30 protein-coding genes are annotated in these 23,683 nt (G+C 73.0%); 28 read left to right on the top strand and 2 right to left on the bottom strand.

The annotated features are described in order from the left end of the window. Positions 1–28: 28 nt before the first annotated feature. From ACGFSC_RS00290 to ACGFSC_RS00155, 28 genes are all read left to right on the top strand, one after another. Entirely contained in the window at positions 29–1,603 is a 1,575-nt protein-coding gene (locus ACGFSC_RS00290; protein ID WP_359906948.1) for a hypothetical protein, read from the top strand. 29 nt (positions 1,604–1,632) lie between these two features. Further along, positions 1,633–1,866 (top strand): hypothetical protein, encoded by a 234-nt coding sequence (locus ACGFSC_RS00285; RefSeq protein WP_359906946.1) that lies wholly within the window; start codon positions 1,633–1,635, stop codon positions 1,864–1,866. After that, positions 1,863–2,432: a hypothetical protein gene (locus ACGFSC_RS00280; RefSeq protein ID WP_359906944.1), complete on the top strand. Its 570-nt coding sequence runs from the start codon at positions 1,863–1,865 to the stop codon at positions 2,430–2,432. The genes ACGFSC_RS00285 and ACGFSC_RS00280 overlap by 4 nt, the downstream gene beginning before the upstream one ends. 59 nt (positions 2,433–2,491) lie before the next feature. Continuing rightward, positions 2,492–3,139 carry a hypothetical protein gene (locus tag ACGFSC_RS00275; protein ID WP_359906941.1) on the top strand — a complete coding sequence of 216 codons (648 nt, stop codon included), beginning with the start codon at positions 2,492–2,494 and terminating at the stop codon, positions 3,137–3,139. Positions 3,140–3,195: 56 nt separating this feature from the next. Next, positions 3,196–3,786, top strand: a complete 591-nt coding sequence (locus ACGFSC_RS00270; protein ID WP_359906938.1) for a hypothetical protein — start codon at positions 3,196–3,198, stop codon at positions 3,784–3,786. Beyond that, positions 3,783–4,046: a hypothetical protein gene (locus ACGFSC_RS00265; RefSeq protein ID WP_359906935.1), complete on the top strand. Its 264-nt coding sequence runs from the start codon at positions 3,783–3,785 to the stop codon at positions 4,044–4,046. Before ACGFSC_RS00270 ends, ACGFSC_RS00265 begins: the two co-directional genes overlap by 4 nt. 370 nt (positions 4,047–4,416) lie before the next feature. Beyond that, positions 4,417–4,806: a hypothetical protein gene (locus ACGFSC_RS00260; RefSeq protein WP_359906933.1), complete on the top strand. Its 390-nt coding sequence runs from the start codon at positions 4,417–4,419 to the stop codon at positions 4,804–4,806. Between the two features lie 43 nt (positions 4,807–4,849). After that, entirely contained in the window at positions 4,850–5,110 is a 261-nt protein-coding gene (locus tag ACGFSC_RS00255; protein WP_359906930.1) for an HNH endonuclease, read from the top strand. A gap of 110 nt (positions 5,111–5,220) precedes the next feature. Further along, positions 5,221–5,499 carry a hypothetical protein gene (locus ACGFSC_RS00250; protein WP_359906927.1) on the top strand — a complete coding sequence of 93 codons (279 nt, stop codon included), beginning with the start codon at positions 5,221–5,223 and terminating at the stop codon, positions 5,497–5,499. Beyond that, positions 5,465–7,003 (top strand): terminase, encoded by a 1,539-nt coding sequence (locus tag ACGFSC_RS00245; protein WP_359906924.1) that lies wholly within the window; start codon positions 5,465–5,467, stop codon positions 7,001–7,003. The genes ACGFSC_RS00250 and ACGFSC_RS00245 overlap by 35 nt, the downstream gene beginning before the upstream one ends. After that, positions 7,000–7,221 (top strand): hypothetical protein, encoded by a 222-nt coding sequence (locus ACGFSC_RS00240; RefSeq protein WP_359906921.1) that lies wholly within the window; start codon positions 7,000–7,002, stop codon positions 7,219–7,221. The genes ACGFSC_RS00245 and ACGFSC_RS00240 overlap by 4 nt, the downstream gene beginning before the upstream one ends. Continuing rightward, the gene (locus ACGFSC_RS00235) at positions 7,218–8,399 is read left to right on the top strand and encodes a phage portal protein (RefSeq protein WP_359906919.1); all 1,182 of its coding nucleotides are present in this window, start codon (positions 7,218–7,220) and stop codon (positions 8,397–8,399) included. The genes ACGFSC_RS00240 and ACGFSC_RS00235 overlap by 4 nt, the downstream gene beginning before the upstream one ends. A 2-nt stretch (positions 8,400–8,401) precedes the next feature. Further along, the gene (locus ACGFSC_RS00230; protein WP_359906916.1) at positions 8,402–9,088 is read left to right on the top strand and encodes an HK97 family phage prohead protease; all 687 of its coding nucleotides are present in this window, start codon (positions 8,402–8,404) and stop codon (positions 9,086–9,088) included. A 123-nt stretch (positions 9,089–9,211) separates the two neighbouring features. Beyond that, a complete protein-coding gene (locus ACGFSC_RS00225; RefSeq protein ID WP_359906914.1) occupies positions 9,212–10,705 on the top strand; it encodes a phage major capsid protein in 1,494 nt (497 codons plus the stop codon). Between the two features lie 72 nt (positions 10,706–10,777). Then, the gene (locus ACGFSC_RS00220; RefSeq protein WP_359906912.1) at positions 10,778–11,047 is read left to right on the top strand and encodes a hypothetical protein; all 270 of its coding nucleotides are present in this window, start codon (positions 10,778–10,780) and stop codon (positions 11,045–11,047) included. Position 11,048: 1 nt separating this feature from the next. Beyond that, complete coding sequence (locus ACGFSC_RS00215; RefSeq protein WP_359906910.1) at positions 11,049–11,612, top strand: hypothetical protein; 564 nt, start codon at positions 11,049–11,051, stop codon at positions 11,610–11,612. A 3-nt stretch (positions 11,613–11,615) separates the two neighbouring features. Continuing rightward, a complete protein-coding gene (locus tag ACGFSC_RS00210) occupies positions 11,616–12,212 on the top strand; it encodes a head-tail connector protein (RefSeq protein ID WP_359906908.1) in 597 nt (198 codons plus the stop codon). 17 nt (positions 12,213–12,229) lie between these two features. Then, a complete protein-coding gene (locus ACGFSC_RS00205) occupies positions 12,230–12,679 on the top strand; it encodes a hypothetical protein (RefSeq protein ID WP_359906905.1) in 450 nt (149 codons plus the stop codon). Between the two features lie 2 nt (positions 12,680–12,681). Continuing rightward, a complete protein-coding gene (locus tag ACGFSC_RS00200) occupies positions 12,682–13,413 on the top strand; it encodes a hypothetical protein (RefSeq protein ID WP_359906902.1) in 732 nt (243 codons plus the stop codon). Between the two features lie 12 nt (positions 13,414–13,425). Then, positions 13,426–13,836, top strand: a complete 411-nt coding sequence (locus ACGFSC_RS00195) for a hypothetical protein (RefSeq protein ID WP_359906899.1) — start codon at positions 13,426–13,428, stop codon at positions 13,834–13,836. Then, entirely contained in the window at positions 13,836–14,333 is a 498-nt protein-coding gene (locus ACGFSC_RS00190; protein WP_359906897.1) for a hypothetical protein, read from the top strand. Before ACGFSC_RS00195 ends, ACGFSC_RS00190 begins: the two co-directional genes overlap by 1 nt. 8 nt (positions 14,334–14,341) lie before the next feature. Continuing rightward, positions 14,342–14,746 carry a hypothetical protein gene (locus ACGFSC_RS00185; RefSeq protein ID WP_359906894.1) on the top strand — a complete coding sequence of 135 codons (405 nt, stop codon included), beginning with the start codon at positions 14,342–14,344 and terminating at the stop codon, positions 14,744–14,746. Between the two features lie 155 nt (positions 14,747–14,901). After that, complete coding sequence (locus tag ACGFSC_RS00180; RefSeq protein ID WP_359906891.1) at positions 14,902–16,815, top strand: phage tail tape measure protein; 1,914 nt, start codon at positions 14,902–14,904, stop codon at positions 16,813–16,815. A gap of 15 nt (positions 16,816–16,830) precedes the next feature. Beyond that, positions 16,831–20,175, top strand: coding sequence for a hypothetical protein (locus tag ACGFSC_RS00175; RefSeq protein WP_359906888.1), 3,345 nt, complete (start codon positions 16,831–16,833; stop codon positions 20,173–20,175). A gap of 9 nt (positions 20,176–20,184) precedes the next feature. Next, on the top strand, positions 20,185–20,691 hold the full coding sequence (locus ACGFSC_RS00170) for a hypothetical protein (RefSeq protein ID WP_359906885.1): 507 nt from the start codon (positions 20,185–20,187) through the stop codon (positions 20,689–20,691). A 72-nt stretch (positions 20,692–20,763) separates the two neighbouring features. Next, positions 20,764–21,945: a peptidoglycan-binding protein gene (locus tag ACGFSC_RS00165; RefSeq protein WP_359906882.1), complete on the top strand. Its 1,182-nt coding sequence runs from the start codon at positions 20,764–20,766 to the stop codon at positions 21,943–21,945. Positions 21,946–21,954: 9 nt separating this feature from the next. Beyond that, a complete protein-coding gene (locus ACGFSC_RS00160) occupies positions 21,955–22,206 on the top strand; it encodes a hypothetical protein (RefSeq protein ID WP_359906879.1) in 252 nt (83 codons plus the stop codon). Next, positions 22,203–22,511, top strand: coding sequence for a hypothetical protein (locus tag ACGFSC_RS00155; protein ID WP_359906877.1), 309 nt, complete (start codon positions 22,203–22,205; stop codon positions 22,509–22,511). The genes ACGFSC_RS00160 and ACGFSC_RS00155 overlap by 4 nt, the downstream gene beginning before the upstream one ends. A 57-nt stretch (positions 22,512–22,568) precedes the next feature. On the opposite strand, the gene ACGFSC_RS00150 is transcribed toward ACGFSC_RS00155, so the two are convergent. Further along, positions 22,569–23,042 (bottom strand): hypothetical protein, encoded by a 474-nt coding sequence (locus ACGFSC_RS00150; RefSeq protein WP_359906874.1) that lies wholly within the window; start codon positions 23,040–23,042, stop codon positions 22,569–22,571. Positions 23,043–23,086: 44 nt separating this feature from the next. Next, entirely contained in the window at positions 23,087–23,659 is a 573-nt protein-coding gene (locus tag ACGFSC_RS00145; RefSeq protein WP_359906871.1) for an NUDIX hydrolase, read from the bottom strand. Between the last annotated feature and the right edge of the window lie 24 nt (positions 23,660–23,683).

Below are 23,683 nucleotides of genomic sequence, written 5' to 3'. Positions count from 1 at the left end.
ACCACCACCGACCGACTGGAGCCCCCTGATGCAGCGGCCCGCCGTCGCCGCCGCCGCGCCCGCCACCGACCCCGGGCAGCGGCCGGGCCGCGTGCCGTTCTGGACCCGCTTCCCTGCGGGCTGGCTCCCGGTGCTCACCGGGGACCACCTGCGCGCCGCCACCGCCGTCGGGGACTACGCCCGGGGCGCGGACGGCTACTGCTGGGCGGCCGACCGCACGCTCGCTGCCGGCCTGGGGCTGCACCCGGACACCGTCGGCGCAGGCCTGCGCGCCGCCGAGGCCGCCGGCATCGTCCGCGCCGTCCGCCGCCCCGGCGGCACCTCCGCCCGGGTCCTCGCCCTGCCGCCCGAGGACGACGACACCGTCCTGTGGGTGTGCGTCAGCGCGTACGCCCGCAACGTCCTGGCTGGCTGCGACTTCCTGGCCTACTGCGTGCTCAGCGTGCGCTCCCACCTGGACGAGCCGACGAGCATGGACCTCATAGCCCGGCTGGCCGGCATCAGCCCGGCCCGGGCCCGTACGGCCGTCGCCGAGCTGCTCGCCGCCGGGTGGATCACCCGCACCGACGCCCGCGGCCGCGCCGCCCGCTACGCCGTCCACCCCGTTCCGCTTCCCGGCGTCGCCACCCAGCTCACCCTCGACATCCCGGAGCCCCGCCGCGTGAAGGCGACCCGGCCGACCCCGGCCGAGCCCGCCCACCAAGGCGAGATCGACGGCCAGACCTCGCTGTTCGACCCCGCCGACCTGCCCGCCACCCCTCACGAATCGGCCGTCACCACCCCTCACGGATCGGCCACGAGTACCCCTAACGGATCAACCGGACGAACAAGATCCCTTGAACATGATCTTTTGAACATGCCGCGCGCCGTTGAGGGTTGCGGTGCCGCCGTAGGCGATACCTCCGTACCGCGCGACACCGGCGCGCCCGCGAGCACCCGCGACGGCGCCGTCCGGCCGGGCGCCGCTTCGGCTGCGCCGGAGAAGCCGAACCCCCTGCCCCCGCTGCTGATCACCGAACAGGCCTACCGGGTCCTCGCCGAAATCTCTGCGCTGGTGGCCCGGATGAGCCGCTGGGAGCAGCGGGCCGCCGCCCGCGCGGTCGGCGCCGCGATCGAGGAGGCCGGGGACGTCGCCCGGGTTGCCGCCCGGCTGCGCCGCCGCTACGCCTCGGCCGAGCCGGCCGACGTCCGGCGCCCGTACGGCTGGCTGGTCGAGCGCGGCCTGACCCGCCGCGGCTGCGCCCGGCCGACCTGCGAATCCGGCTGGGACCTGGCCCGCGAGGACGACTGTCGATCCTGCACCGCCCGCGTCCAAGATGCGCGGGACCTCGCGGCCGCCCGCCGGGCGCAGCACCGTACCGTCCCCGCTCCCGAGCTGCGCCCCGGGCCCGCCCCGGCCGCGCCGCCGGCCCAGCCTGCCCCGGCCGCCGCCCGGACCTGGGTCTGCTCCGTCCACCCGTCCACCGCGCTGCCGTGCGGCATGTGCGTGCCGGACACCGCCCGCAGCTGGGCGCCCGTGCCGGACACCACCGTCGGCCGCGAGTTTCGCGAGCAGCGCGCCGCCCGCCGCCGCGCCCGCGAAGACCACACCACCGCAGCCTGACCTGCCCCCGTCCCAGACCGAGGAGAACCATGGACACCCCGGCCAACTACACCGTCGGCGACCGCATCCGCACCCGCATCGACCTCGCCTCCGCCGACTGGGCCCCCGAGGCCCCCGATGTCCTCGCCGGTGCGCTCGGCACCGTCGACAGCGTGGACACCGGCAGGTGCGGCGGCCTCGGTGTGCTTCTGGACGACGACCCGATCCGCATGCCGCTGTCGATGTCCGCCGACGAGGTCGAGCCCGCCGGGAGCGCCCGGTGAAGACGACCCGCCGCCCTACGCCCCTGCCGCTCACCGCCACCGAGCTGGACAGGCTCGACCACCTCGTCCGCCGGGCCGCCGACCGCCTCGGCCCGGACGAAGCGGGTGTCCTGCTGCGGCTCTGGGAGCACGACCGGGCCGACCTCGCCCAAGCACGCCGGTCCGCCGGCGGTACCCAGGCCGCCGCCCAGCGCACGGCCGACCGGCTGCGCCGCGCCCAGGACGAGGCCGTCGTCCTCCAGGCCGCGCTCGACACCGTCGCCGCGAAGTACGCCGGCGCCGTCGCCGAGCTGCGCCGTGTCCGCGCCGCCCAGGACGGCGCCGTCGCCCAGGCCCGCCGCCAGCACCGGCGCGCAACTGCGGCGACGGCCGTCCTGCGGGCCGTCGTCGAGCACCTCCAGGCCACACCCAACCCCGCCGAGCTGACCGTCGACCAGATCGCTATCGGCACGGCCGAGGCCGCCGCGCTCGCCCGGCTCTTCCTGGCCATGGAGGCGACCGCCCTCGACCTCGGTACCGAGCTGGACCGGATCGCCCCCGCGCTGCGCCGACCCTCCGCGCTCTGACCCCGCCCGACCCGCCGCCCGGTCCCGGCCGGATGGCCCGCACCACCAGGAGCACCACCATGACGGCCTGCCAGCACTGCGCCACCCGCGACACCCCCGGCCGGCTCTGTACCCCGTGTGCCGACCGCCTTGGGCGCCACCTCGCCGACATGCCGCACCTCTACACCGCGCTCGGCGCCTACCTGCGCCCCTCGTCCCAGACCCGCGACCGCCTCGGCACCGTCCCCTCCGGCCCGGATGCCCCGCTGCCGGTGGCCGAGGACGTCCTGGACCTCATCGGCCCCGGTGGCATCGTGAGCGGGCTGGAGAGCTGGCGCGAGGCCCTTCACCAGGACACCGGCCTCGTCCAGCCCTCACCGTGGGGCGACCTCGCCGGACGCGTCCGCCGCGCCGCCCTCGGCCTGCGCGACCACCTCGCCTACATCCGGCTCGACTGGCCGGCCGCCGGGGACTGCGCGCGCGAGGTCGCCCAACTCCACCGCGCCGCCACCCGCCACGTAGCCCCGACCGACCGACCCACCGCCATTGGCGAGCACCCCGCGGACCCCGGTCGCCCCGAGGCGTGCGGCGGCCGCCTGGAAATGCCGTACGGCGGCACCATCGTCCGCTGCGCCCGGTGCGGCACCGAGTGGGGCCAGCTCCAGTGGCTCCAGCTGCGCCGCCATCTCGAGCGCGCCCGCGCCGCCGCCGACCGCCCGGCCGCCTGACCCGTACCGCGCTCACCCCACCCCGGTGAGCGCGCTCACCTCACCCGGAGACCCCCGTGAGCACTCTCACCCCCACCACCGCATGGACCATCGGCACCGTCTACAGCGCCGAGCTGCACGGCCTGGCCGGCGCCTGGGTCCTCACCGGCACCGCGACCGTCTGGGGCGTCGAGACCGCCCCGGACGGCGCCACCGTGCTGACCGTGCAGCTGGCTGACCGGCCCAGTCACCGCCGCGTGCCCACCCACACCGCCTACGCCCGAGGGGAGGTGAGCACCCTCACCAGCGGCCGCCGCCAGATGGTGAGCCCCCTCACCCCGCAGCCCGGGCCCGACCTCGTCACTATCGGCTGGATGCCGCTCGCCCAGCGCCCGGCCGACGACGCCGACTTCCACCTGGAACAGGCGGACAAGGTGTTGGCGGACTGGATACCGGTCCCGGACGACGACACGGCGCTGGGGGTGAGTGCGCTCACCCAACTCCAGCGCGCCGCCGCAGCAGCCAGCACCCGCGACCGCCTCATCCGACGGCTGCGCGCCGGCGGCGTGCCGCGCCAGCTCGTCGCCGACGCTGCCGGCCTCGACCCCACCCGGATCACGCAACTGTGCCGCACCGAGCCCGCCGACCGTGCCAAGGTGACCGCATGATGCCGACCGAGTACGACGCCGCCATCCGTACCGCCCTCCACCGGACCCTCGAACTGGAGCGGCTCCGCAATCACGCGGCCTGCCTCGGCCTCGACCGGGCCCGGGCGGACGCCCTGCTCGCCCAGGCACAGGGTGACGAGGCCAGCAGCACCCCCACGGACGAGGACTTCGCTGCCGCCCGGCAGTTGCTCTGGGGCGAGTTCGACGCGACCACGCCTCCCCCGGACGGCGACCCGTTCGCCAGGCTCGCCGGACTATGACCGGGCCCCGCGACCGCGTACCGCCCACCGGTCGGTTGACGAGGGCGGACCTCGAGCGCCTCGGCGTCCCGGCCCCGACTGTCCGGGGCTGGGTCCGGAAGGGGTGCCTGTCCCGGATTGGCGGGTCCGAGCGTTATCCCGAGTTCGATGCCGAGGCCGCGCTGGCCCTGGTCGAGCGCTGGAAGCCCCGCAGCGGTGGCCACAGCGATCCCGCTTGACCAGCGGCGCAGCATGGTGCAACGATCTTGCCACCACCCGTGTGTCCGAATCCGGGTGACGCAGACGATCACGAAGGGCCCCGACGGCAACCGCCGCGGGGCCCTTCGCCGTTCCCGGCCACCGTGCCGAGGCCTCACCGAGGATGGCGCCCATGCCCGACCCGGACCGCCCCGCTGCGCCCAGCGCACCGACGGCCGTGCCCACCGAGATCACCCGCGCCGACGTCGCCGCCGCGCTTCGCTCGCTCGGCCTGCCGGCCGAGCTGATCACCGACATGTGCCTGACCACCGACGCGATCCGGCTCACCCTTCAGGTGCGCGACACCGCCGGCCGCGTGATCGCCCGGGACAACGGGGAGCCGCTCACCGCGACCACGCACATCGACGTCGTCCACGCGCCAGCCGACGACGCTCCGGCCACCGGCGGCACCGTGCGCAGCGTGCTGTTCGCCGACCCCTTGGACGGCTGCGCCTCGTTCGCGCGCCTGTACCTCGACGACCTGATTCCCTCGGTCCCGCCCCGGGCCGCCTCCGGCCGGTAGCGTGGCAGGCCGCTCCGAGCTGGGGAACCGGGCGTACCGCCGGATGCGCGCTCAAGTCCTGCGCGAGTCGGACGTGTGCATCGTGTGCGGGCACGGCGGATCGGACACCGCCGACCACATCGTCCCGGTGTCGAAGGGCGGCGCCCGGATGGACCCGACCAACCTCGCTCCGATCCACGGGGTCGACGGGTGCCCGACCTGCGGGCGCAAGTGCAACAACGAGAAGGGCGACCGGCCGCTCACCGCCGTGACCCTTCGGACCTCGGTCGACTGGTACGCGGGACCTGCCTCACTCGAGCCATGACCGAGTGTGACGACCGATCGTTCGTCCCCTCTCCGTTTCTTTGGTCCGGGCTCCCGGCTGGCCTCGCGCCCAGCTTTTCTTTTTCTCCCCCCGGCAGGATCCCAGGCCGGATGATCATGGAAGGGGGCGGCATGGAGCGCTCCACCGGGCCCGTCGAGGCCGCCGTGCGCGACGACATCGAGGCCCTCGGCGACCTGCTCGGCGTCGAGGCCTCGTTGGCCGCAATGGCCATCCAGCTGGCCACCGAGATGGACGCCGGCGGCGGCGAGGACGGGCGCCTGCTGCCCGCGCTCAACCGTGAACTGCGCTCGACGCTGCGGCAGCTGATGGACGGGCGGGGGGTCGCTGAAGAAGATGACGACCTCGGAGACCTGGGCACCCCCGAGTGAGCTGGCCGAGCAGTGCATGGAGCTGTACGCGCTGCGCTGCCCGCCGTACTGGGGGCCGCCGCGCCGCCTCGACTGGCCGACGCTCGGCGGGAAGGCGGCACGGGCCATGGAGGCCATCGGCCACCCGCCGATGCCGTGGCAGCGCTACACCCTCGACGTCGGCTTGGAGATCAACCCGCACACCGGGCGGTTCGCCTACCGCGAGGTCGGCCTGTCGGTCCCGCGCCAGCAGGGCAAGACCGACCAGATCCTGACCGTCATGCTCCACCGGATCATGGCCTGGCCGCGACAGAACGTGGTCTACGCCGCGCAGACCCGCGGCATGGCGCGCACCCGGTGGGAAGACGAGTTCCTCACCGCCATGGAGGCCGCCCCGAAGCTGCGCGGCAAGTTCACGAGCCGCAAGGCGAACGGCAACGAGGCGATCATCTGGACCAAGACCCGGTCCAAGCTGGGCATCACGGCGAACACCGAGAAAGCCGGCCACGGACCGCCGCTCGACCTCGGGGTGATCGACGAGGCGTTCGCGCACGAGGACGACCGCCTCGAGCAGGCGTTCAGCCCCGCGATGCTGACCCGGCCGATGGCCCAGCTGTGGTGGGCGTCGGCCGGCGGCACCGAGCGGTCGGTGTTCCTGAACAAGAAGCGGCAGGCCGGGCGCGAACTGGTGGAGCGCGCCTGGGCGTCCGGGGAATGGCCGTCCGTCTGCTACTTCGAGTGGTTCGCCCCGGACCACCTCGACCGCGCCGACCCGGCCACGTGGTACAGCTGCATGCCCGCCCTCGGCCACACGGTCACCGAGGACGTCGTCCGCTCCGAGCTGGAGAAGTTGGACCCCGCCGAGTTCGACCGCGCGTACCTCAACCGCACCCGCAAGCACACACCGCCCGAGGACCCGAACGTCCCGAAGACGCAGTGGACGGCGGCCGCCGACGAGACGTCGCGGCCGGTGCCGGACGTCGCGCTCGCGGTCGACGTCTCGCCGCTGCGCGACTGGGCGTCGATCGCCGCGGCCTCCCGCCGTCCGGACGGCCGGATCCACCTCGAGGTCGTCGACCGGCGCGCCGGGACGGACTGGGTCGCCGACGCGCTCGGCCGCCTGGCCGCACTGTGGCGCCCGGTCGTCGTCACCCTCGACGCGAAGGGCCCGGTCGGCTCGCTGGTCGACGCGCTCGCCGACGAGGGCATCCGCGTGTCCGAGGACCCGGAGCACCCCGAGCGCGGCGACCTGCTGATCCCGCGCACCGGCGACGTCGTCGCCGCATGCGGACAGCTGGCCGACGCGATCCGACAAGGCACGGTCGTCCACACCGACCAGACGCCGCTCACCGCCGCGGTGAACGGCGCCCGCACCCGCCCGCTGGGCGACGCCTGGGCCTGGCACCGCCGCAACGCCCAGACCGACATCTCTCCGCTGGTCGCCGTGACGCTGGCGCGCTGGGCCCTGCTGGCCCGGCTCCCCGCGCTCGCCGACCCCTACGACCCGGTGGCGAACGTCTGGTGAAGCCCCTCCTCCTGCTGCTGGCCGATGCGGCCGGCCGCGCAGCCGCGTGGCTGCTCCCCAACCTGCCCGGCCTGCTGGCCGTCCTGCTGATCTCCGTCGGCGCCTGGATGATCTACCCGCCCGCGGGCCTCATCTGCGGCGGCCTGCTGCTGCTCGGCGACCGGATCGCCGACCGGTACCCGCCCCGCCGCGACCCGGGAGGAGGTGAGCCCCGGTGAGTCTCCTCTTCGGCCGCCGCCCCGCCGCCGAGCAGCGCGCCGCCGTGTTCTCCGACCGGCCGATCCCCGGCCCGGCCGAGATCGGGTCGACCAGCTACGCCGCCGTCGACCTCACCCGCGCCGAGGCCTCCCTCCAGCAAGTCGCCATCTGGGCGTGCATCAACCTCACCTGCTCGGCCATCGAGACGATGCCGCTCGACTGCTACCGCTGCACTTCCGAGGGCCCGAAGACGATCCCGACCCCCGGGTATCTGCTCGACCTCGGCGGCGACGGACACGGCACCGCCGACTGGCTGTGGCAGGCCATGTACTCGTGGATGACCCGCGGCAACCAGATCGGCACCGTGCTGGCCCGCTCGCCGACCGGCACGCCCACCCAGGTCGTCCTCCACCACCCCGACGACGTCCGCCCGGTGCGCCTGGACGACGGCACGTACGACTGGTGGATCAACGGCCGCCGGACGTCCGCCGGGTCGATCTGGCACAAGCGGGTGTTCCCGACGCCCGGCCACTTGATGGGCCTGTCCCCGATCGGCATGCACGCCCTCACCATCGGCACCGGCCTGGCCGCCGCCCGCTTCGGCGCCGCCTGGTTCGAGGACGGCGGCCACCCCTCGGCCCTGCTGACCAACACCGAGAGCAACCTGGACCAGCAGCAGGCCGCCACCGTCAAGGCCCGGTTCCTCGCCGCGCTGCGCGGCACCCGCGAACCGGTCGTCTTCGGCAAGGGCTGGAAGTACGAACAGATCAGCGTCCCGGCCAACGAGTCGCAGTTCCTCGAGACCATGGGCTACAGCTCGGCCGAGTGCTGCCGCATCTACGGGCCCGGCTACGCCGACGTCTTCGGCTACGAGACCGGCGGATCCCTCACCTACGCCAACGTCGAACAGCGCTCACTCGACCTGCTCACCTACGCCATCAACCCGTGGCTGGTGCGCATGGAGAAGCTGCTGTCCGCGCTGCTGCCGCAGCCCCAGTACGTCCGCTTCAACCGCGACGCCCTGGTCCGCACCGACCTGCTGACCCGCTTCCGCGCGCACGAAATCGCGCTGCGCAACCGCTGGGCCACCGTCAACGAGGTCCGGGTCCTGGAGGACTCCGGCCCCGTCGCCTGGGGCGACCAGCCGAACGGACCGACCCCCGCGCCGCCGCCGGCGCCCGCACCCGAGGAGGGCTGACCATGCCCGACATCACCGACCGCGCGCGGCCCGCCGGCATCGAGCGCCGCGCCTACCGCGTCGACCTGGAAGTCCGCTCCGCCCCGACCGGCGACGGCCCGGCCACCGTCGAGGGCTACGCCTCCGTCGTGGACGAGCCGTTCCAGATGTGGGACTGGGCCGGCCAGTACGCCGAGGTCGTCCGCGCCGGTGCCTTCCGCAAGACCCTGTCCGAGACGCCGCAAGTCCAACTGCTGCTCAACCACGGCGGCCTGGCCATGGCCTACACCAAGGCCGGCACGCTGCGCCTGTCCGAGGACTCGACCGGGCTGCACATGTCCGCCGACGTCAACCCGGCCCGTGGCGACGTCCGCGACATGCTCGCGGCCCTCGAGGACGGCGACGTCGACGAAATGAGCTTCGCGTTCCGCGTCACCCGCCAGATGTGGTCCCCCGACTGGTCCCAGCGCGACATCCTCGAGGTCGACCTTCACCGCGGCGATGTCTCGGTTGTCAACTTCGGTGCCAACCCGGCGACTTCCGTGTCGCTGCGGGGCCTGGACCTGCCCGCGCTTGACCGCCTCGCCGAGGACGACGCCCGGGCCCTGTACGAGCGGCTCGGCGCCCGCTTCGCCCCCGCCCCGGCGCCCGCCAGCACCGGCGGCCCCCTCGCGCTCTACCGCGCCCAGGCCGAGGCCCTCGCCCTGTAGACCACTGCCCTCCCGCACGCGCCGGAGTCCACGCCGGAGTCCCTTCCGGGCCACCACCTGGACCACCACCCGCGCCGGACGCAGCACCTTCCCCCTTTCACCGTGACCCGAGAGGACACACCCATGCGTGACCACCTGCGCCGGCGCATCGAGGCCCTGCTGGAGCAGCGCTCCCAGCTGAAGACGGACCTCGACGCCGTACTCGCGGCGCCCACCGCCGCCGGCCGCGACCTCACCGCCGACGAACAGCGCACCTTCGCCGAGAAGCGCGACGCCATCCGCGCGGTCGACGCCGACATCGACACCGCCCGCGGCCAGCTGGCCGACCTCGAGGAGGAGGAGAAGCGCGCCGCGGCCGCCGCCGAGCTGCGCGCCACCCTCGGCACCGGCCGCCCGACCGCCAGCGCCCAGGTCACCTCCGAGCCCGTCACCTACTTCCGCGAGGGCCGGCACTCCTACTTCCTCGACCTCGCCCGCGCCGAGCTGGGCCGCGGCGACGGCGACGGCGGCCACAGTGCCGCCCGCGACCGCCTCAAGCGCCACGCCCAGGAACTCGAGGTCGAGCTTCCCAAGCGCCTCGCCCGGCGCGACGCCGCCGCCCACCGGGCCCTGCTCGGCATCGAGGACGGCATCGACGACCGCGCCGCCGAGAACGCGTTCGAGCGCCGCGTCGCGCCCAACAGGACCGACGGGCAGGGCGGGTACTTCGTGCCGCCCCTGTGGATGATCGACCAGTACGTCGACCTGCCGCGGGCCGGCCGGACCATTGCCAACGCGGTACGCAACATGCCGCTGCCCGGCGGCACCGACAGCATCAGCCTTCCCAAGGTCTCCACCGGCGCCGCGACCGGCGTCCAGACCGCCGACGGCGCCGCCGTCACCAGCCAGGACCTCACGGACACCAGCGTCACCGCCCCCGTGCGCACCATCGCGGGTCAGCAGGACGTGGCGATGCAGCTGCTCGACCAGTCCCCGATCAGCTTCGACGAGGTGCTGTTCGCCGACCTGCTGGCCGACTACAACTCCAAGCTGGACATCCAGGTCGTCAACGGCAGCGGGCTGGCGGGGCAGGCCAAGGGGATCCTGAACACCTCGGGGATCAACAGCATCACCTACACCGACGCCTCCCCGACGCTGCCCGAGATGTGGCCGGCCTTCGCCCAGTCCGCCTCCCAGATCGCCACCAAGCGCAAGCTGCCCGCGCTGGCGCACTTCATGACCCCGGCCGTCTGGTACTGGATGATCTCCCAGCTCGACACCAACGGGCGCCCGCTGGTGCAGATCGACCAGGCCCCCGCCTTCAACATGGCCGCGCTCCAGACCGGCGCCGTCGCCGAAGGCCCCGTCGGCCGCGTGGTCCTGCCGAACCTGCTCGACGGCAACATCCCCTCCAACCTCGGCGCCGGCAGCAACGAGACCCGGATCATCACCGCCCGCACCTCCGACCTCTACCTGTGGGAGGGCACCACCCGCACCCGGGTCCTCCAGGAAGTGCTGTCCGGCACGCTCCAGGTCCGCTTCCAGCTCTGGGCGTACTTCGCGTTCATGGCCGACCGGCGGCCCGAGTCCGTCTCGGTCATCTCCGGCACCGGCGTGATCCCGCAGCCCGGCTTCTGACCCCCTCGCCCCGGGGCGGGCGCAGCCCCCGCGCCCGCCCCGGCCCCCACCCCGAGCACCGGAGGACCCTCCATGTCGCACGACCTGCTGGCCGAGCTGGCCGGCTACCGCAACGAGCTGGCCGGCGCGAAGGCCCGCGGCTCCGCCCGCACCGACGACATCGCCGCCGAGCTGAAGCGCGTCACCACCGCCATCACCGACCGCGCCGCCGAGCTGACCGACGAGGCCAAGGACCACCAGGACGCCGGCCGCGACGTCCTGGCCGTCGCCGCGCACGCCGAGGCCCGCCGCCTGCGCGACGCGCTGCGCCCGGCCACCGCCCGCAAGACCGGAGGGAAGTGACATGCCGCTCGTCTCCGGCCGCTACCCGGTCCGCAACCCCGAGAGCCTGCTCAACGCTGGCCCGCAGCCCCGATCGAACCTGCCGCGGTTCGCCGTCACCTCCGACTTCGCCGTCCTCACCTCCCAGGTGATGCTGTCCACCGCGCTCTACCTCCAGGCCGGTGACACCGTCACCTCGCTCACCTGGAAGTCCGGCAGCACGGCGGCCGACACTCCCACCAACTACTGGACCGCCCTCTACGACGACTCCGCGACCCCCGCGCTGCTCGGCCAGTCCGCCGACCAGCTCACCGCCGCGTGGGCCGCCAACACTGCCCGCACGCTGGCGCTCCAGACCCCGGTGCAGATCACCCGCACCGGCATCTACCACGCCGCGATCATGGTCAAGGCCACCGCGCCCCCGAGCCTGCTCGGCGCGGCCACCCTCGTCGGTGCCATCTCCGGCTACGTCGCCGGTGACGTCCCGCTCACCCGCTCCAGCGGCGCCGCCCTCACCGGCACCGCCCCCGCGACGATCGCCGCCGCCAGCGCGGTGGCGTACGTCCCGCGCGTCGTGGCGCTGTGACCCGTGTCCGATCCCACGTACACCACCCTGAGCAAGCTCAAGAACACGCTCAAGATCACCGACACGGACCGGGACGAGCAGCTGACCGACGCGATCGACGCCGCCAGCCGCGGCATCGACCGCCTCACCGGCCGCCGCTTCTGGCTCGACGACACCGCCACCGCGCGCATCGTCAACCCCCGCCGCCACACCCTGGTGGACGCCGACGGCGCGCACCTGCTCACCGCGGACATCGGCACCCTCGACGGCCTCGTCGTCGAGACCGGCGCCCCCGGAGCCTGGTCGCCCCTCGGCGACGTCGAGGCCGAGCCGACCGACGCCCTCGACCAGGGCCAGCCCGTCACCTCGCTGCTGCGCCTGGGCGGGACCGGATGGCCGGGCGGCCGGCAGCGGATCCGGATCACCGCCCGGTGGGGATGGCCCGCCGTCCCGGCCGAGGTGCGGCAGGCCTGTCTCATCCAGGCCAACAGGTTGTTCCGCCGCAAGGACTCCCCGGACGGGGTCGCCGGGTCGGCCGAGTGGGGCGTCATGCGCCTGTCCCGCGTCGACCCCGACGTCCAGGCCCTCATCCAGCCGTTCATCCTGCCCGGCCTGGCCTGACCCCGAGGAGGCACCCCGTGCAGATCGCCGCCGTTCGCACCGCCATCGCCGCCGCTGCCGGCGCCGTCGTCCTGCCGCCCGCGGCCGGACAACTGACCTGCACCGGCTACACCCCCGACAGCGTGAACGAACCGCACTTCTTCGTCGGCGAAGTCAGCGTCGAGTACGACAAGGCCATGGGCCGCGCGCTCGACGAGCTGGAGATCACCTGCCGGGCCCTCGTCGGCCGCGGCGACGACCGCTCCGCCCAGGCCGTCCTCGACGCCCTGCTCTCCGGCTCCGGCCCGGCCAGCCTCAAGGCCGCCATCGAGGCGTCCCGCGGCGCCCCCGGCCAGCCCGCCCTCGGCGGCCTCGCCCACGATCTACGCGTCGAGCGCGTCCAGGGCTACCGCTGGTACGAGCACGCCGGCGTCCAGTACGTCGGCGCGGAGATCATCATCCGCGTCATCGGCGACGGGAGGGCGTGACCATGGCTGCCCAAGTCCTCACTGAGGTAAGGCTGTTCACCGGCGGCGCGGACCTGACCGGTGTCTCGAACAAGGTCGAGCTGTCGGCGGAGGTCGAGGAGAAGGACCGCACCACGTACGGCGGCGGCGGCTGGAAGCGGGTCCAGGGCGGCCTCGGAACCAGCAAGGTCACCGCGGAGGGCTTCTGGGAAGCGGGCGCGGACGACCTTGTCGACGACGCCACGTGGGCCCAGTTCGGCGCCATCGTCCCGTGGACCGTCGCCCCGCACCTCGCCACCGTCGGCTCCCTCGCCTACCTCACCCAAGCGCTGCGCACCGACTACACGCTCGGCGGCACCGTCGGCGACCTCGCCCCCTGGACCGCCGGCGGGTCGGGCACCGGCGCGATGGCCCGCGGGCAGATCGCCCACCCGCCCGGCACCGCGCGCTCCAGCAGCGGCGCCGGCACCGCCCTCCAGCTCGGCCCCGTCCCGGACGGTCGCCGCCTCTACGCCACGCTCCACGTCCTGTCCGCCGCCGGGACCACCCCGGCGCTGACCGTCCGCATCGAGAGCGACGACAGCGCCGCGTTCACCGACCCGACCACCCGGGCCGTCTTCACCGCCGCGACCGGCCTCGGCGGCCAGGCCCTCGCCGTCCCCGCCCCGGTCACCGACACGTGGTGGCGCATCGCCTGGACCGTCGCCGGGACCGGCCCCTCGTTCACGTTCGTCGCCGCCCTCGGCATCCAGTAGAAGGAGCGCACCATGCCCACCATGGTCCTCACCGGCGAGTACCTCAACATCGCCGGGAACATCCTCAACGAGCACGCCCGGAAAGCCGAGTTGGCGGTCGAGTGCGAGGAGAAGGACGTCACCACGTACATCTCCAACGGCTGGAAGGTCAGCATCGGCGGCCTCAAGAGCGGGACGCTCGGCCTCGAGCTGCTCCAGGACTACGCCGCCGGAAAGCTCGATTCGATCATGTGGCCACTGCTCGGACAGGTCGTGCCGTTCGAGGTCCGGCCCACCCAGGCCCCCGTCAGCATCAACAACCCCAAGTACAGCGGCAGCGTGCTGATCAAGGAGTGGCAGCCGATCGCCGGGTCCGTCGGCGACGAGGCCAGCGTGGGCGTCAGCTACCCGACCTCGGGCGAAGTCCTGCGCGCCACCAGCTGATGGCCCAGAACCCCGTGGACCTCTCGGTCACCTTCGAAGGCTTCGACGCCCTCACCGCCGCGCTGCGCGCCGAGGAGGACGGCAAGGCTCTGCGCAAGGAGCTGGCCACGAACATGCGGAACGCGCTCAAACCGGCGGCGGAGCAGGCCAAGAGCGGCATCATGTCGATGTCCGCCACCACCACCGCCGCCCCCGCGCTGCGCAGCGCCATCGCCAAGCGCATCCGCCCCGAGGTCAAGCTGGGCGGCCGCTGGAGCGGGGCCCGCGTCAAATCGCGCAAGATCGCCGGAATCAGGGGATTCGCCAACGCGCCGAAACGCACCCAGAGATCGGCCGGCTGGCGCACCCAGACGTTCGGCCGCGGCATCTGGCGCGTCCAGCACGGCAAGGTCAACTGGTTCGACCGCGCCATGCAGCCCGGCTCCGACACCTACCGCCAGAGCGTCGCCGACGCCATGGAGAGCATGGCCCGCCGCATCGCCGACCGGGCCCGATAGGAGACACCGTGTACCTCGTCTACCACCCCGATGGGTCCGACGAGCCGAAGCGCTTCAAGTACCAGCCGACCAAGCTCATGAGCGCCGAGCGGGAGCGACTGGAGCGACTCACCGGCAAGGACTTCTCCGCGTTCACCCAGGCCGTCATCAGGGGCAACAGCTCGTGCCGGCGCGCGCTGCTGTTCGTCTTCCTGAAGCGCGAGAACCCGCCGCTGCGCTACGACGACGTGGACTTCGCGTGGGACGAGTTGACGCTGGAGCACAGCAAGGCCGAGCTGGAGCTGATCCGTGAGCAGGCCGCCGAGACCGCGGCGCCCGACGTGCGGGACGCCGTCCTCGCGCAGTTGGACGCCGAGATCGCCGAGGCCTACGAGGAGCCCGAGGGAAAAGTCCTGCCGCCGATCGCCGGATAGCGCAGATCGGCAACGCGGCACACCTCCTCGGGATCCGCCCGTGGGAGTGGCAGCTGATGACGGTCGAGGAGACCGAGCAGGTCCACGCCTGGCTGGACGCCTACGCGAAGCAGCTCGACGACGCCCGTACACGGTGACGACCACGAGGGGGTGACATGGCCTCCGACACCTCGCTCGTGTTCAACCTCATCGCCAAGGACAAAGCCTCGAGCGTGCTGGGCCAGATGAAGGAGAAGGTGTCGACGGCGGCGACCGGCATCTCCGCCGGCATCGCCGGGGCACTCGGCAAGGGCGTCGTCGACTCGCTCGACATGGGGGCCGCCTCGGACAAACTCGCCGCCCAGCTCGGCGTCGGGGCCGAGCGCGCCGCCGAACTGTCCAAGGTGAGCGCCAACGTCTACAAGGAGGCCTGGGGCGAGTCGACGGCCGAGGTCAACGACGCGATCCGCGGCGTCGTCCAGCAGATCGGCGGCGACGCCGCCGGTGCCGGACTGGAGCGCATCACCACCAAGGCCATGGCGCTGGCCAAGGTGTTCGACGTGGACGTCGCCTCGTCGACCTCGGCCGCTGGCCAGCTCATCAAGACCGGCCTGGCCCGCGACGCCGACGAGGCCTTCGACATCATCACCAAGGGTTTCCAGAGCGGCGTCGACAAGGCGGGAGACTTCACCGACACCCTGACCGAGTACTCGACGCAGTTCCGCCAGCTCGGCTTGGACGGAGCAACGGCAACTGGCCTGCTGGCACAGGGACTCAAGGCCGGTGCCCGCGATGCCGACGTGGTGGCCGACAGCCTCAAAGAGTTCACGCTCATCGCGCAGAGCGGTTCCCAGGCCAGCGCGGACGCCTTCAAGGTGCTCGGCCTGAACGCCAAGCAGATGCAGTCCGCCTTCGTGAAGGGCGGCCCGGGCGCGGCCTCGGCCCTCGACCAGGTGCTCGACCGGTTGCGCGCGATGAAAGACCCGGTCGAGCGCAACAACACGGCTTTGGCCCTTTTTGGTACGAAATCTGAAGATGTCCAGAAAGCGCTCTACGCTCTCGACCCGTCCACGGCGAAGACCGCACTGGGTGAAGTCGCGGGGGCCGCCGACCAGATGGCCAAGACGGTCGGTGACAACCCGGCGGCCGCCCTGGAGAAGTTCAAGAGGGACGCACAGCTCAAGCTGGCCGAGGTCGGCGGAGAGCTGGTCAAGTTCGGTCAGGAGCACGCGAGTTGGGTCCAGCCGCTTGCGATCACCCTCGGTGCGGTTGCCGGGGCGATCCTCCTCGTCCAGGGCGCCACCATGGCCTGGGCCGCCGCGCAGAGCATCTGGACCGGCATCCAGACGGTCGCGACCGGCGCGCAGTGGGCATGGAACGCCGCCCTGTCCGCCAACCCGATCGGGCTGATCATCATCGCCGTCGTCGCCCTGGTCGCCGCCGTCGTCCTGCTCTGGCAGAACAGCGAGCAGTTCCGCGACATCGTCACGAGCTGCTGGGCCGTGGTGTGGGGTGCGATCTCCGGGGTCTACAACTGGGTCGCCAACAACTGGCCGTTGATCGTCGGGATCCTGGTCTCGCCGATCACCTCGGCCGTGTCCTGGATCTCGCGCAGCTGGGACTCCATGCGCTCCGGCGCCTCCGCCGCGTTCGATTTCGTGGCCGGCCTGCCGAGCCGGATCGCCAGCGGCTTCTCCGGCCTCGGCGAGATCATCATGTCGCCGTTCCGGGCCGCCTTCAACGCCATCGGCCGCTTCTGGAACTCCACCGTCGGCCGGCTGTCGTTCACCGCGCCCGACTGGATTCCCTACTTCGGCGGCAAGGGTTTCTCGATGCCGCACATCCCCATGCTCGCCAAGGGCGGCCAGATCACCGGCGCCGGCACCGTCCTCGTCGGCGAGGCCGGGCCCGAGCTGCTGTCCCTGCCCGGCGGCGCCACCGTCACACCGCTGTCCCGCGCCACCGGCGGCGGCCCCGTCGAGGTGCGCATCACCCTCGACGCCACCGGCGCCGACTCCAAGCTCCAACGCCTGCTGCGCGAGATGGTCCGGGTCACCGGGCAGGGCAGCGCCCAGACCGCCTTCACGTAGAAAGGGGGCGGCCGCATGGCCTTCCCGCACACCCCGCTCGACGTCCACGTCGAGCTGCGCCTGGACGGGGTCTGGACCGACATCACCGCTGATGTCCGCCTCGACGACCGCATCCACATCGAGCGCGGCCGCCACGACGAGGCCTCGCGTGTCGACCCGGCCAAGTGCTCCATGACCCTCAGCAACCCGAACGGGAAGTACAGCCCCCGCAACGCGGCGAGCCCCCTGTACGGGCGGATCGGCCGCAACACCCCGCTGCGCGTCCGCGTACCCGGGCCGACCACCTACCTCGACATCACCGGGGCCCTCGGCGGCCGCGCCAGCACCCCCGACACAGCCGCGCTTCACGTCACCGACCTGGACGTCCGTGTCGACCTCGACCAGCTGTGGCACATCCCCACCGACAACACCTTCTACGAGATCGCCGGCCGCTACGAGGGAGGCGCCACCGGGCGCAGCTGGCGCCTCCACTCCGGCAACGGGTACCTGTTCCTGGACTGGAGCGAGGACGGCACGAACTCCAAGATCCGGGCGCTGAGTTCGGACTGGCCCATCGAGTCGACGCCCACCGGCCGCCTGGCCGTCCGTGCAGTCCTCGACGTCGACAACGGGGCGGGCGGCTGCACGGCGCGCTTCTACACCGCTGCCACTATGGCCGGGCCCTGGGTGCAGCTCGGCGGCCCCGTCACCGCGGCTGGCACGACCACCATCTACCCGGGCACGGCGCCCCTGGTCCTGGGCGACAACCCGGCCGTCGCCTCCGTCTTCGCGCTGCCCGCTCACGTCCTGCGCGCCGAGGTCCGCAACGGCATCGACGGGACCGTCGTCGCCGCCCCCGACTTCACCGCCCAGACCCCGGGCACCACGGTGTTCGCCGACGGGGTGGGCCGGACCTGGAGCGTCGTCGCCCCCGCCGCCCTGTCCAACCTCGTCACGAGGTTCACCGGTGAGGTGGCCAGCTGGCTGCCGCGCCGGGACGTGAGCGGCCATGACACCTACATCCCCATCCAGGCCGCTGGCATCATGCGTCGCCTCGGGCAGGGCGCAGCTCCGCTTCAGAGCACGCTGCGCCGCTACATCCCCACCGGTCGCCCGCTCGCCTACTGGCCGATGGAGGACGAGCGCGGTGCGAGCCAGGCCTACAGCCCCGTCTACGGTGTCGGCCCGCTGGAGACCAGCGCAGTCGACTTCGGCGCCGACAGCGATCTCACCGGGTCCTCGCCGCTGCCCACGCTGCGCACCGGTGCGCAGCTGCGCGGCGCCGTCCCCGCTCCCGCGGTGGCGCCGACGATGTGGCAGATCAACTTCGTGTACCGGTGCACGGCGGCGCCGTCGGCGACGTCCAGGCTTCTCACCTGGACGTCCACCGGTACGGTGCGCACGTGGGTGCTCGACGCCGGCGCGCTCGACGGCACCGCGGTGCACATCTACGGCCTCGACGCCAACGGGGTCACGGTCATGGACTACTTGGCAGGCAATCACCTGTTCGCCGGGCCGGAGTGGCGCCAGATGATCATCCGCGCCACTCAGAACGGCGGGCAGGTGGACTGGTCCATCACGTGGTACGCCGTCAGCTCGGACGAGAACGGTAGTGGTGCCGGCTCGTACGCCGGGTCGGTCGGTGTCCCGACCGAGATCGACACACTGCTCGGCGAAGGCCTCAACGGCATGGGCATGGGGCACCTGGCCGTGTTCGACCACGTCGCCGACGTCTACAACCGTGCCGACAATGGGTGGCTGGGCAACCGGCCGTCCGAGCGGATCGGGCGGCTGTGCAGTGAGGAGGGCGTGCCGGTCGTCATCCAGGGGGACGTCGACTCCGAGGTCCCCCTGGGGTCGCAGCGTCCGGGCGCGCTGCTCGCGCTGCTCCAGGAGGCCGCCGACTCCGATCACGGCATCCTGGCCGAGCGGATCGACGACCTCGCGCTGTGGTACCGGGCCGGTCACCTCGCCTTCAACCAGTCGGCCCGGCTCGTCCTCGACTACGCGGGCGGCGACGTCGCGCCGCCGCTGGAGCCCGCGGACGACGACCAGGGCGTGCGCAACGACATCACCATCACCAGGGCCGGCGGGTCCAGTGCCCGGGCGGTCGACACGACGAGCAGTATGTCGACGCAGCCCCCGCCCGTCGGCGTCGGCCGGTACGACGAGGGGGTGACGCTCAGCCTGTGGCGGGACGAGCAGCTCGTCGACCTCGCGGGTTGGAGGCTGCACCTGGGCACGTGGGACGGCCCGCGGTATCCGAGCGTCCGGGTCGACCTCGCGGCTGCGCCTCACCTGATCCCGACCGTCCTCGGTCTGGACCTGCGCGACCGGATCGACATCATCGGTATGCCGCCCGAGGACGGCCCTACTGCGGTTGCGCTGCTCGCCGAGGGCTACGCCGAGAGCATCGGTCAGTTCGACTGGGACATGGTGTTCAGCTGCCAGCCGGCCGGGCCCTGGTCGGTGGCGGTCCTGGAGGATCCCGTCCTCGGCCGGGCCGACACCGCCGGCAGCCAGCTGGCCGCCCCTGCCGACGCAACGGCTACGGTCCTGTCCCTCACCACCACGAGCGGGCCGACCTGGACCACCGACCCGGCGGACCTGCCGTTCGACGTCGGCATCGCCGGTGAACAGGTCCGCTTCCTCGACGTCGTCGGTGCTCGAGGGGACCACTTCGGCCGGACCGCCGCCGGGGGCTGGGGCACCGCCACCTCCGGCCAGGCCTGGACCACCTCGGGCGGGTCGGCCGCCGACTACTCCGTCCAGTCCGGCCGCGGCCTCGTCGCCATGCCCAGCGTCAACGTCAGCCGGTACACCCTGCTGCCCGCACCGTCCGCGGACGTCGACCTGCGTGCCACCGTCGCCACCGACAAACTCGCGGTCGGCGGCGGCCAGTTCGTCGCCCTCGTCGCCCGCTACCAGGACGGCTCCAACAGCTATCTGGCCCGGCTGGAACTCGGGACGGCCCAGGAGGTCATCCTGACCATCCGCAAGCGGGTGGCCGGGGCAGAGACGCTGCTCCAGCAGTACACCACCGGCCTCACCCACGCGGCGGGCCGCCGGTTCGCGCTCCGCTTCCAGACCGCCGGCAGCACGCTGCGCGCCCGGGCCTGGCTGGACGGCGCCCCGGAGCCCTCGGTCTGGCAGGCCGAGACGACCGACACCGCGCTCACCGCCGCCGGCCAGATCGGCACCCGCAGCATCCTGTCCAGCACGAGCACCACCCCGCTGCCCGTCACCGCCAGCTGGGACGACTTCACCACGCTCGGGCCCGACCAGAGCGCCGTCGTCACCCGCTCCGTCAACGGCGTCGTCAAGACGCTGCCCGCTGCGGCGCCCGTGCGGCTGTGGCAACCCGCCATCATCTCTCTCTAGGAGGACCCCGTGGGCTACCCGCCCTGGGCCGCCGGCCAGCGCATCCTCGGGGCGCAGCTGGCCGCGATCCCGCCGATCACCGTTATCAAGTCGCTCGACACCGCGCGCGCCAACACCACGAGCCTGACCGCCGACCCCCACCTGTCCCTCGTGCTGGAGGCCGGCGCCACGTACCTCCTCGACGGCTGCCTGTACTACGCCGGGGAGTACAACCAGGGCGGCCTACAACTCGACTGGTCGGTGCCGCTCGGCACCGCGATGCGCTGGTCGATCGGCGCGCCGGCCCTGGGCGGCCAGGCCGCCTACGCCAGCCACAGCACCATCCCCGGCCAGCCCGTCGCCGCCGGGACGTACGGCATCGGCGGCCCGAACTCCCTGACCTCGTGCCGCTTGACCGGCCACATCGTCACCGTGGCGGCCGGAACGCTCCAGCTCAAGTGGGCGCAGTACGCCGCCCACGGCACCGGGACCACGATCGCCGCATCGTCGTGGCTCCGCGCGCAGCGCACCGCCTGAGACCCAACCTCGACCCGCCAGCCCCCGGCGCCACCGCCCGGGGGCTTTCCCATGCCCTGGAGGAACCGCAGCATGCCCGAACTGTGGATGCCCGGAGCCGAGGTCCACGACCTCGGCGACCACGCACCGACCGACCAGCAGTACCCGCCGAAGGCCATCGCCCACATCACCTGGGACCGCAACGCGACCGCCGCCGCACCACAGGACTGGTGCGACTTCGACGACCTCGTGAGCTACTTCACCGGCAGCGGCCGGGCCAGCGCGCCGCACCTGATCTGGGACCCGTTCACCGGCCGAATCGCCCAGCTGTACCCGGCCACATCCCGCTCCAAGAGCGTGGCCGACGGACCCGGCGGCACCCGCACCAACCGCGCCGGCCGGGTCGTCATCCAGATCGAGGCCGTGTTCTTCCCCTACTGCCGCCGCGACGGCATCGTCTACCCGCGGCTGGTCGACACCCCGTGCGCGGGCTGGGACCGGCTCCACGCCTGGATCTCCTCCTGGGGCGTGCCCGACGTCTGGCCGATGGGCCGCCCGGTCGACTTCACCGCCCGCCGGGACGAGCGGACGTGGGAGACCACCGGCGGCTGGTACGCGCACGCGCACACCCCGGAGAACGACCACACCGACCCCGGGTCGTGGCCCGACTTCGGCCAGGCCGGCGCCGACCCGGCGCCGCAGCCCGCCCCCGCGCCGGACCCGACCCCGGCCCGCTACCAGAGCAGCATCAACGGCCTGCCGTACGGCTACGGCGCCCAGGGCCCGCACGTGACCGCAGTCGGCGAAGCCCTGGTCCGTCGCGGCTTCGGGGGGTACTACAGCGTCGGCCCCGGCCCCGACTGGACGGATGCGGACACCAACGCCTACGCCGCGTGGCAGCGCTCCCTGAACTACGCCGGCGGCGACGCGGACGGCGTGCCCGGTCCCCACAGCCTCAGGGAACTGCTCGGCTACCTGCCCGGCGGCCGCACGGTCTCGCTCGCGCACATCATCGCCGCAGCCCGGACCGATCCCGGCGCCGAACAAGGCCACCAGACCTACGGCAACGAAGTCCAGGTCGTCGAGGGCGCGCTGGCGGACGAAGGCCTGCTGGACCGAGCGTGGGTGGACGGCTCGTTCGGCACCCGCAGCGTGACCGCGTACTCGGCCTGGCAGCGCCGCTGCGGCTACAACGGCGGCGCCGCCGACGGCATCCCCGGGCGCAGCACCCTCGAACGCCTGGGCGCCGCCCACGAGTTCACCGTCACCGACTAGGAGAAGATCATGACCGACTCCGCACGACGCACCACGCGCACCGTGTTCGCTCTCGTCCTCGGCGTCGCAGCCGGCCTGCCCCTGCTCGTCCAGACCGCCGGCGTCCCCAGCACCCTGCCCGGCCTCGGCACCATCCTGGCGGTGGCCGGCGCCGTCACCCGCGTGATGGCGCTGCCGCTGGTGGACAGCTGGCTCCCCTCGTGGCTGCGGAAGACGCCCGACCCGGACGCCGACGCGCTGGCCCGGGCGGTGCGCGAGTGACCGACCTCGCCGACACCGGCGTCGTCCAGGTCGACGCCCTCGCGGCCTGGGCCGCCGCCCTCGGCGCCATCGCCGCCGTACTCGGCCTGATCTGGCGGGCGGTCCGACGGATCCATACCGTTCTCGACGCCTGGTCCGACGACTGGCAGGGCACCGAAGCCCGCCCGGGCGTGCCCGCCCGCCCCGGGGTGATGGTCAGAATCGCCGCCATCGAGCACGAACTACACCCCAACTCCGGCTCGTCTCTCAGAGACGCCGTCGACCGCGTCGAGGTCGCCGTTCGGGAACTCCAGCAGAAACCCTGACACCACAGCGCCCCCGCTCCGGCTCCGGCCGGGCGGGGGCGCATTGTGCGTTCTCGCTCAGTACGTCGGGCAGATGTGCTTGCGGACGACCTCGAGGATCTTCGCGGACTTCTCGGGCCCGAAGCCGTTCGGGTGCTGCGCGCTGGTGAACCTCTTGTTGGCGAGGTCGACCAACTTCGGCTGGTCCTTCGGCCACTCGGCTACGGAGGTGCACTGGTCGCGGCCCCGGCTGACCGCCCGGTCCGCCTTGTCGCTGACGATCTCCGGGTCGATGGCCGTCAGCGCCGCGATGTAGGCCGCGGTGGTCGCGGCATCCGGCTTGGCCGGCGGCCCGCTCGGCCTCGCACCGGCGGCCGCGGGCGCCGTCGTCCCGGCCGGCGCCGGAGCCTCGGGCGCAGCTGGAACGGCGGCCGCCGAGGTCTGCGGGGCGGCGGCCGCCCCCTTCGAGCTGCTGGCCGAGCTGGAGCAGGCGGCCGAGCCGATGGCGAGCAGCGCGACGACGACGGCTGCGGCGGTGGTACGGGTGCGCATGATCCCCCCTGGGACTGGTGTGGTGTGGGGGTGACGCTATCGGGCTACTGGTTGGTCGCGTACGGCTGTGCCTGAGTCGTGACCCTTGCCTCCCGCACCTGCCACAGCATCAGCAGCGCCGCCACCGCGTTGGCCGAGCGGACTTCGCCCTTGGCCACGAGGTCGGGCACGGAGGATAGTGGAACCCACTCCCGGCGATCCGATTCGAAGTCGTCTTCGGGGTGTCCGACGTACTCGGCCTGGTCGGACCAGTAGACGTGGTGCTTGCCGTCGGCGAGGCCGTTGCTCGGTTCCACCGTGAGGAGGTGCCGGAGCGGGCCCGGGCGCCACCCGGTCTCTTCGAGCATCTCCCGGGCGGCCGCCGCCTCGAGGTCTTCGCCGTCCTCGACGACGCCGGCGGCCAGCTCCCATCCCCACGTGTCGGTGATGAAACGGTGCCGCCAGAGCAGCAGCGCTTCGTTCTTCTCGTTCACCGCGGTGGCCAGAGCAACGGGCCGCTGCCGCAGGATGTAGTGGTCGAGGTGACGTCCGTCGGGCAGTTCGACGTCCGCCAAGTTGACCCGCAGCCAAGGGTTCTCATAGACCGTGTGCTCGCCCAGATTCCGCCACACCGACACGTCGAACTCCCTACCTGCTGGCCA

Source organism: Kitasatospora sp. NPDC048715, from assembly GCF_043198905.1.
Classification (GTDB): Bacteria; Actinomycetota; Actinomycetes; order Streptomycetales; family Streptomycetaceae; genus Kitasatospora; species Kitasatospora lactacystinica.
This window is presented reverse-complemented; position numbering and strand designations above follow the sequence as displayed.